7 protein-coding genes are annotated in these 7,813 nt (G+C 71.2%); 5 read left to right on the top strand and 2 right to left on the bottom strand.

All coding sequences use genetic code 11. The annotated features are described in order from the left end of the window. The 4 genes from OO54_RS48430 to OO54_RS35260 form a co-directional block, all read left to right on the top strand. A partial coding sequence (locus OO54_RS48430) for an acyl-CoA dehydrogenase family protein (RefSeq protein WP_155525297.1) occupies positions 1 to 99 on the top strand: 99 nt, incomplete at its 5' end. Between the two features lie 128 nt (positions 100 to 227). Further along, the gene (gene manB / locus OO54_RS35270; RefSeq protein ID WP_033210845.1) at positions 228 to 1,310 is read left to right on the top strand and encodes a mannose-1-phosphate guanylyltransferase; all 1,083 of its coding nucleotides are present in this window, start codon (positions 228 to 230) and stop codon (positions 1,308 to 1,310) included. Positions 1,311 to 1,446: 136 nt separating this feature from the next. Continuing rightward, entirely contained in the window at positions 1,447 to 2,259 is an 813-nt protein-coding gene (locus OO54_RS35265) for a polyprenol monophosphomannose synthase (RefSeq protein ID WP_033210844.1), read from the top strand. Between the two features lie 35 nt (positions 2,260 to 2,294). Next, entirely contained in the window at positions 2,295 to 3,848 is a 1,554-nt protein-coding gene (locus OO54_RS35260) for a hypothetical protein (RefSeq protein WP_033210839.1), read from the top strand. An 80-nt stretch (positions 3,849 to 3,928) separates the two neighbouring features. Here OO54_RS35260 and OO54_RS35255 read toward each other — a convergent pair whose 3' ends face one another. Continuing rightward, positions 3,929 to 5,224: an LCP family protein gene (locus tag OO54_RS35255; protein ID WP_033210836.1), complete on the bottom strand. Its 1,296-nt coding sequence runs from the start codon at positions 5,222 to 5,224 to the stop codon at positions 3,929 to 3,931. Between the two features lie 130 nt (positions 5,225 to 5,354). On the opposite strand from OO54_RS35255, the gene OO54_RS35250 reads away from it, so the two are divergent. Continuing rightward, a complete protein-coding gene (locus tag OO54_RS35250) occupies positions 5,355 to 5,900 on the top strand; it encodes an acyl-CoA thioesterase (protein WP_033210853.1) in 546 nt (181 codons plus the stop codon). A gap of 319 nt (positions 5,901 to 6,219) precedes the next feature. On the opposite strand, the gene OO54_RS35245 is transcribed toward OO54_RS35250, so the two are convergent. Beyond that, a complete protein-coding gene (locus OO54_RS35245; protein WP_483414694.1) occupies positions 6,220 to 7,689 on the bottom strand; it encodes an LCP family protein in 1,470 nt (489 codons plus the stop codon). Positions 7,690 to 7,813: the final 124 nt, after the last annotated feature.

Genomic DNA, 7,813 nt, shown 5'->3' with positions numbered 1-7,813 from the left:
TACCCCGTGGAGCGCATGATGCGCGACGCCAAGATCACCCAGATCTACGAGGGAACCAACCAGGTTCAGCGCATCGTGATGGCCCGCAACCTCCCGTAATCACCGGGCGCGGGAACGCGAACAGAAGTGTCGCCGGAGGCGGTCATCCGTGCTCGCCTCCGGTCCGCACGGACGCGCGATTGGGCTAGATTTAGCGCTTCGTACACCCGATCGTGTTAGGGAAGACAATGACGGAAGCGGTGCTGCTGGTCGGCGGACAGGGGACGCGCCTGCGACCCGTCACGGTCAACACCCCCAAGCCGATGGTTCCAGCGGCGGGAGTCCCCTTCCTGGCCCACCAGATAGCCAGGGCCGCCGACGCGGGTGTGACCCACATCGTCATGGCGACCTGCTACCTCGCCGAGGTCTTCGAGCCGTACTTCGGTGACGGCTCCGCGTTCGGCGTCCACCTGGAATACGTCATCGAGGACGAGCCGCTCGGCACCGGCGGCGCCATCCGCAACGCCGCCCGCCGCCTCACCAGCGGCCCCGACGAGCCCGTCCTCGTCTTCAACGGCGACATCCTCACCGGCCTGGACATCCGCGGCCTCGTCGAGTCCCACCAGGCCGCCGAGGCCGACGTCTCCCTCCACCTGGTGCGCGTCTCCGACCCCCGCGCCTTCGGCCTGGTCCCCACCGACGCCGAGAGCCGCGTGCTGGCCTTCACGGAGAAGCCCCAGACGCCCGAGGAGATCGTCACCGACCAGATCAACGCCGGCTGCTACGTCTTCCGCCGCTCTGTGATCGACACCATCCCCGAGGGCCGCCCCGTCTCCGTCGAGCGCGAGACCTTCCCCGGCCTGCTGGCCTCCGGCGCCAAGCTGTACGGCAAGACCGAGGACACGTACTGGCTCGACCTGGGCAAGCCCGAGTCCTTCGTCCAGGCCTCCGCCGACCTGGTGCGCGGCGTCGTCGCCTCCCCGGCCGTGCCCGGCCCCCGCGGCGAGTCCCTGGTGCTCCCCGGGGCCCAGGTGGATCCCGGCGCGAAGCTCGGGGACGGTACCGTGGTAGGAGCCGGTGCGCGGATCGAGGCCGGCGCCGTCGTCCAGGGCTCCATCGTGCTCGACGGCGCGACCGTCCGGGCCGGTGCCCAGGTGAGCGCCAGCCTCATCGGCGCGCGCTCGGTCATCGGTGAGCGCACCGTCGTCGACGGCTCGGTCGTCGGTGACGGGGCACGGGTCGGCGCGGACAACGAAGTGCGCGCCGGTGCGCGTGTGTGGTGCGAGGCAGAGCTGCCCGACGCCGCGCTCCGCTTCTCCTCGGACCGCTGACCCGGCCCTGAGTCTTCACGTGTCCCCGGGTCCGTCGGATCCGGGGGCGTCCCCCGGGCCCGGAGGGGCCCTCAGGTCCGCTCCACCGGATCTCCAACCTTTCAGTCGTCAGTGAGGCAGCAATCCAGTGACAGGTGTGTACCAGAACCCCGGTGCGGATGACGTCGCGACCGGCCGCGCGGGCTCTCTCCCCGAGTCGTGGGGCATGACCCCGCTGACCGTGGTCATGCCCACGTACAACGAGGCCGGAAACGTGCCGCGCATGGCCGAACTGCTCATGGATCTCGACATACCCGGCCTGCGGCTGCTCATCGTCGACGACTCCTCCCCGGACGGCACCGGCCAGATAGCCGAGGAGCTCGCCCAGAAGTTCCACGCCGAGGACGGCACCCCGCGCATGTCGGTCATGCACCGCACCGCGAAGGACGGCCTCGGCCGCGCCTACGCCGCCGGCATGAGCAAGGCCGTCGAGGACGGCGCGCGCTACGTCCTCCAGATGGACGCCGACGGCTCCCACCCCGAGGGCAAGATCGCCGAGATGCTCGGCGTCGCCCTCTCCACCGACGCCGGTCTGGTCGTCGGCAGCCGGTACGTCCCCGGCGGCACCCTCTCCGACGCCTGGGGCGCCCACCGCAAGCTCCTCTCCCGCTGGGCCAACGCCTACGCCAGCACCATCCTCGGCACCCGTGTGCGCGACATCACGGGCGGCTTCAACCTGTGGAGCGCCGACGCGCTGCGCGCCATCGACCTCGGCTCCGTCGGCAGCGCCGGCTACAGCTTCCAGGTCGAGATGAAGTACGCCGCGCTCCGCCAGGGCTTCCAGGTCATGGAGGTGCCGATCCACTTCGAGGACCGCACCGTGGGCGAGTCCAAGATGAACCTGGCCGTGCAGCTGGAGTCCATCGCGATGCCGTGGAAGCTGCGTGTGCGCTCCCGGGGCCGTAAGTGAGCGTCTCCTCCATACGCAGGGACTCCCCGGGGGACGTGGCCCGGGCAACGGCCGACAGGCCCGCCCGCCCGTCCTCCGAGGGGTCCTCGTGGCGCACCCGGCTCTTCTCCGAGAGCCGGGTGCTCGCGGCGGTGCACGGCGCGCTCCTCCTGGTCGTGACCGCGTTCGTCTTCATGGTGATACGCCTGCCCTGGACCGGTGACCTCGGCGTGCACGCCGCCACCATCCAGCGGCTGCGCCACGACCTGGTCCACCCGGGCAACCCGATGGTGGACTCCGCCACGGACAGCCCGTACTACTCGCCGTGGATGGTCTTCCTGAGCCTGGTCGCCAAGGCGACCAACCTCGACACCTTCCACATCCTGCGCCTCGCGGCCGTCCTGAGCCTCGTCCTGCTCTTCACGGGCGTCTGGTTCTTCACGAGGACCTTCACCGACCGGCGCGTCGCACCGCCGCTCGCGGTCCTCTGCGTGCTGTTCCTCTGGGGCACCAAGGGCTTCGCCTGGAGCGGCTTCCTCGGCTTCGGCTCGCTCGGCCTGATCATGTCCTACCCGAGCGTCTTCACGCTCGCCCTCGGCATGCACTTCCTGGCCCTGCTCCGGCTCGCCCTGCGGCGCGGCTCGGCCACCGGCTGGCAGTCGTACCTGGGACTCGGCGTGCTGTGGGCCGTCCTGATGCTCAGTCACCAGTTCTCCGGCGTCGTGATCACGCTCGGCGCGATCGGCGTCCTCGGCGGTGCCCGCCCGTGGCCCGTCAAGGAGACCTGGTTCAAGCTGATCGGCGCGGTCGTCGCCGGCCTCGCGGTGCTGGCCCTGTGGCCGTACTACTCGTTCTTCTCGCTGTTCGGCATCGGTGGCCTCGAGGACATCCACAAGGTCCTCTACAACAACCTCTTCCCGGTCTACGGCCTGGTCATGGTCGTGGGCGTCGTCGCCCTCGGCATGCGCTTCGCGCGCGACCGGCGGGACCCGCTGGTCCTGTGGTTCCTCGTCGCGCTCGCGATGGTCACGGCCGGCTGGTTCCTCGACAAGTGGTCGTACGGCCGCGTGCTGCCGGCCGTCGTCATCCCCGCGCAGATCGCCGCCGCGATCGCCGCCGCCGAGGCGGGCCGCAAGCTCGTCAAGGTCCTCTTCGGCACCGCCCTCGCCGTGGCCCTGGCCATGGGCCTGTGGGGGCAGCGCTCCGGCCTCGGCTTCATCCTCCGTCAGGACGCCCTGTCCACCACGATCACCGAGGGCACCTGGCAGCCGCCGCGCACGTACCACTGGGTCGCGGAGCACGCCAAGTACGGCGACGTCTTCATGACCGACTGGAAGGCCGCCCAGAAGCTGCCCGCCTTCGGCTTCTACACGGTGACCGTCCCCTACCCGGACTTCTTCCTGCCGGACGAGGACGAGCGCGTCGCCGACACGAAGCGGTACTTCACCGAGGGCACGTCCCGCGAGGAGAGGCTGGAACTCCTCCAGGAGTACGACGTGAAGTGGGTCCTCCAGTGGAAGGACCAGCCCGGCCTCCCGGAGGGCGACCCGGCGCTCCGCAAGGTGGAGACCGGCCCCAACGGCCAGACCCTGTACCGGGTCGTCGGCTGACGGACCACCGGACACCACGCACCGGACAAGCGGAGGCGCCCCTCACGATCGCTCGTGAGGGGCGCCTCCGCGTGCGCCGGTCAGCGGTTCGACGTCACCGTGACCTTCTCGTCGTTCTTGATCTGCTGGACCAGCTGCTTCACCTTCGGCATGTCCCACTTCAGGGAGCCCTGCGGCGCGCTGCCCGCGATCGGCATGTTCATCGACTTGCCGTCGCCGCTGTTGATGCCCTTCATCGCGAAGAACATCTGCCCGAGGTCGTACAGCGACATGTCCTCGTCCACGATCAGCGTGTCCAGACCGGCGCCGAGCGTCGGGTACAGCGCGAACGGGTTGAGGATCGTGCCCGGCGTCGCCGCCTGGTTGGCCAGGGCGGAGAGGAACTTCTGCTGGTTCTTCGTCCGCTGGAGGTCGGAGTCGGCGAACGCGTACCGGGTGCGGACGAACGCCAGCGCCTGCTCGCCGTTGAGGGTCTGCTTGCCGGCCTGGAAGTCGGCACCGGACTTCTTGTCCTTGAAGCCCTTGTCGATGTTCAGCTCGACGCCGCCGAGCGCGTCCACGATGTTGGCGAAGCCGGCGAAGCCGATCTCCGCGTAGTGGTCGATGCGCAGCCCGGTGTTGAACTCGACGGTCCGCACCAGCAGCTCGGGGCCGTCCATCGCGTACGCCGCGTTCAGCTTGGAGCCGCCGCGCGCCGGGTACGCCTTGCCGGACTCGGATCCGACGAAGTTCGGGATCGTCACCCAGGAGTCACGGGGCAGCGAGACCATCGTGTTCCCGCTGGAGCAGGCCGCGAGGATCATCATCGAGTCGGTCCGCTTGCCCTCCGCGGAGCCGGTGTGCAGCTTCTTCTTCTCCTCGGCCGACATGCCCTCGCGGCTGTCGGAGCCGACGATCAGGTACGTCGTGCAGTCGCCCTCCTCGGGCCGCTCGATGACCTTGGAGAGGTCGACCTCGTTCCGCATCTGTGAACTGGCCCACGCGTAGGTGCCGATGCCCCAGGCGAGGACGCCGACGACCAGCACGATCGAGCCCACCTTGGCGCGCTTGCGCCAGTCCGGCGCGGGCCGCCCGGGCCCCTGGGGCGTGTACGGCGGAGGCGTGCCGCGGCCGCCGCCCTGGGCCCCGCCCTGGGGCCCTCCGTAGACCTGGCCCGTGCTGTAGCCGGAGTCGTAGCCCTCGTTACGGGCCTGCGTGTAGTTCGGGTTGTAGCCCTGGCCCTGCCCCTGGGCGTGGCCCTGCCCCTGCCCCTGGCCGTAGCGGGGCTGCTGCTGCGGCGCCTGCTGGCGCTGCACATGGCTCATCCGGCGGGGTCCCTCGGGCTGGGAGTTCGCGTTACCGCGGCCGTACCCGCCGTCTTCAGGCCAGTCATTCATACGGACCAGTGTGCCGGGCAGGGCTTTCCGGGCGACAGCCCGGGTAGAAGATCGGACCGCTGCTGTTGCCAAGCTGATGCAAACCGGACCGAACGACGACCGCGACCAGACCCGGCATATGGTGGAGGGCATGACAGATCAGGGCGATATCCCGGACGAGATCCCGGGCAAGCCGACCTCCGCCTCCCGCACCACTCTCAGCCACATCATGACCAGCCACGACACCAACCTCCTCGGCACGGTGCACGGCGGCGTGATCATGAAGCTGGTCGACGACGCCGCCGGCGCCGTCGCGGGCCGGCACTCGGGCGGCCCCGCCGTCACCGCCTCCATGGACGAGATGGCCTTCCTCGAACCCGTCCGCGTCGGCGACCTCCTCCACGTGAAGGCCCAGGTCAACTGGACCGGCCGGTCCTCCATGGAGGTCGGCGTCCGCGTCATGGCCGAGCGCTGGAACGAGTCCACGCCCGCCACCCAGGTCGGCTCCGCCTACCTCGTCTTCGCCGCCGTCGACGCCGACGGCAAGCCCCGCCGCGTCCCCCAGGTCATCCCCGAGACCGAACAGGACAAGCGCCGCAACCAGGAAGCGCAGATCCGCCGCACCCACCGCCTCGCCCGCCGCCAGGCCATCAAGGCCCTCCGCGAACGCCGAGCCGCCGAAGGCTACGAGGACTAGAACCCCGCCCACCCCACCCCGTTGTGGGCAACCGCCCCGCAGAGCGGGCCCACCCCCACCCCCCGCCCGCCCACCTCGTTGTGGGCAATCGTTCCGCTGGGGCGGAACGGGTGGGCACAACGGAACGGCGCCCCTGCCGGGCCCAGGCTTCCGCGCCCGAGCCCGGCCCCAGCGCCCCGGCCCGCAAAAGGCTCCGGCCCCCAGCGGCCCCGGCCCCCCCCACGCCCCGGCCCGCAACAGGCCCCGGCCCCCAGCGGCCCAGGGGCCCCCACGCCCCGGCCCGCAAAAGGCTCCGGCCCCCAGGCACGGCCGCCCGCGGCTAAGGGCACACCACCTGGTCCCCGGTCACCGCCTCGAACGGCCCGCCCCGCCCCGCGTCCTCCGCCCGAACCCCCCGCACTCCCCGGTAGTCCCCGCCCACCGTCACCCGCAGTGTCCCGCCCCGACCCGCCACCGCCCGCAGCTCCGCCCCCGGCAGCGCCGCCGCGAGGGACTTCGCCGAGCGGTCCCAGCGGGGGTCGTACTCGATGACCGTGCGGGCGTGTTCCCGGCCGGCCCCCGTCATCGGGGTGCGGGTGGTGTCGAAGCCGCCGGCGCGCAGCGCGTCGTCGACCTTGCGGCCGAGCCCGTCCGTCCGCGTCCCGTTGTAGACCTGGACGCGGATCGTCCGCGGCGGCACGTCCACGACCGCGGCCTTCGGGGCCTTCGACGAGCTCGCCGCCTTCTGCGGGGCGAGCGGTTGGTCCTCCCGCAGCGCCTGGAAGAGCTTCTGGGCCTTGGCCGCGTCCCACTTCACCGTCGACCCGATGCCCTTCACGGGGAAGCTCATGTCCCCGATCGGCACGGACACGAACTCCGAGGAGGCCGGGGTGAACCCGCGCATCGCCTTCGCGAGGGCGAGCAGCTGGTCCGTGCCGAAGTCCTCGTCGGCCCGTACGGAGCTCAGCATCGTCGTGGCGACCTCGCGGAACCGCACCGGGTTGAGCAGCACCCCGCCGCTGGTGGTCCGCTCGATGAGCGCCGCCAGGAACCGCTGCTGACGCTGCATGCGCCCGATGTCGGCGGCGCCGTCGATGTGCCGGGAGCGGACGTACTGGAGGGCCTGCCCGCCGTCGAGTTCGTGGGTGCCGGCCGCGAGGTCGAGCCCGGTGTACGCGTCCTTGACCGCCCGGGTCGTGCAGATCTGCACGCCGCCGACGGCGTCGACGGTCTTCATGAAGCTGGTGAAGTCGACCTCCAGATAGTGGTCGATCTTGACGCCGGTCATCGACTCGACGGTCCGCACGGTCAGCGCGGGCCCGCCCTCCGCGTAGGCCGCGTTCAGCTTCACCGGGTGGGCGCGGTGCTTCCTGCCGCTGTTGAGGTCGGTGTGCTCGGGCATCTCGGCGTACGAGTCGCGGGGCAGGCTCACCACGCTGGCCCGTTCCCGGTCCTCGGAGATGTGGACGAGCATCACCGTGTCGGTGCAGTGGCAGGGCGCGCCGCCGAGCCGGTACTTCGCCCTCTCCTCCGGGGTGATCCGGTCGCGGCCGTCGGTGCCGACGACCAGCACGTTCATCCCGTGCCCGGCCTGCGGCCGGTTCTTCATGTCCTTGAACGGGTCGACCCGGGTGATCCCGGTGTCCAGACCGGTCACCACGGCGTGCCCGATGCCCCCCGCGGCGAGGACCGCCACGGACAGCGCCGTCGCCATCCGCATCCCCCACCGGGGGCGCCTCCGCCGCCGCCGGCGGACCGGTACGGGGCGGGCGGGGGACCGGGGACGGGGCGTGCGGGGCGGTGTGGGCACGGACGGACACCTCCGCGGGTGTGACAAGGGGAACCGTGAGCACCGTAGGCCCATACGATCAGCGTCAGGGCGCCCGGACCGCTCGGCGCGCACCGCTGTCCCCCATTCGCGGTAACGTGGCGGG

The organism is Streptomyces wedmorensis (assembly GCF_000716445.1).
Lineage (GTDB): Bacteria > Actinomycetota > Actinomycetes > Streptomycetales > Streptomycetaceae > Streptomyces > Streptomyces wedmorensis.
Note: the sequence above shows the minus strand (reverse complement) of the source record. Positions and strands in the feature narration are given on the sequence as shown.

Coding starts and splice junctions, on each gene's coding strand:
- manB (WP_033210845.1), top strand. CDS start 228: ATGACGGAAGCGGTGCTGCTGGTCGGCGGACAGGGGACGCGCCTGCGA.
- OO54_RS35255 (WP_033210836.1), bottom strand. CDS start 5,224: ATGAATGACTGGCCTGAAGACGGCGGGTACGGCCGCGGTAACGCGAAC.
- OO54_RS35250 (WP_033210853.1), top strand. CDS start 5,355: ATGACAGATCAGGGCGATATCCCGGACGAGATCCCGGGCAAGCCGACC.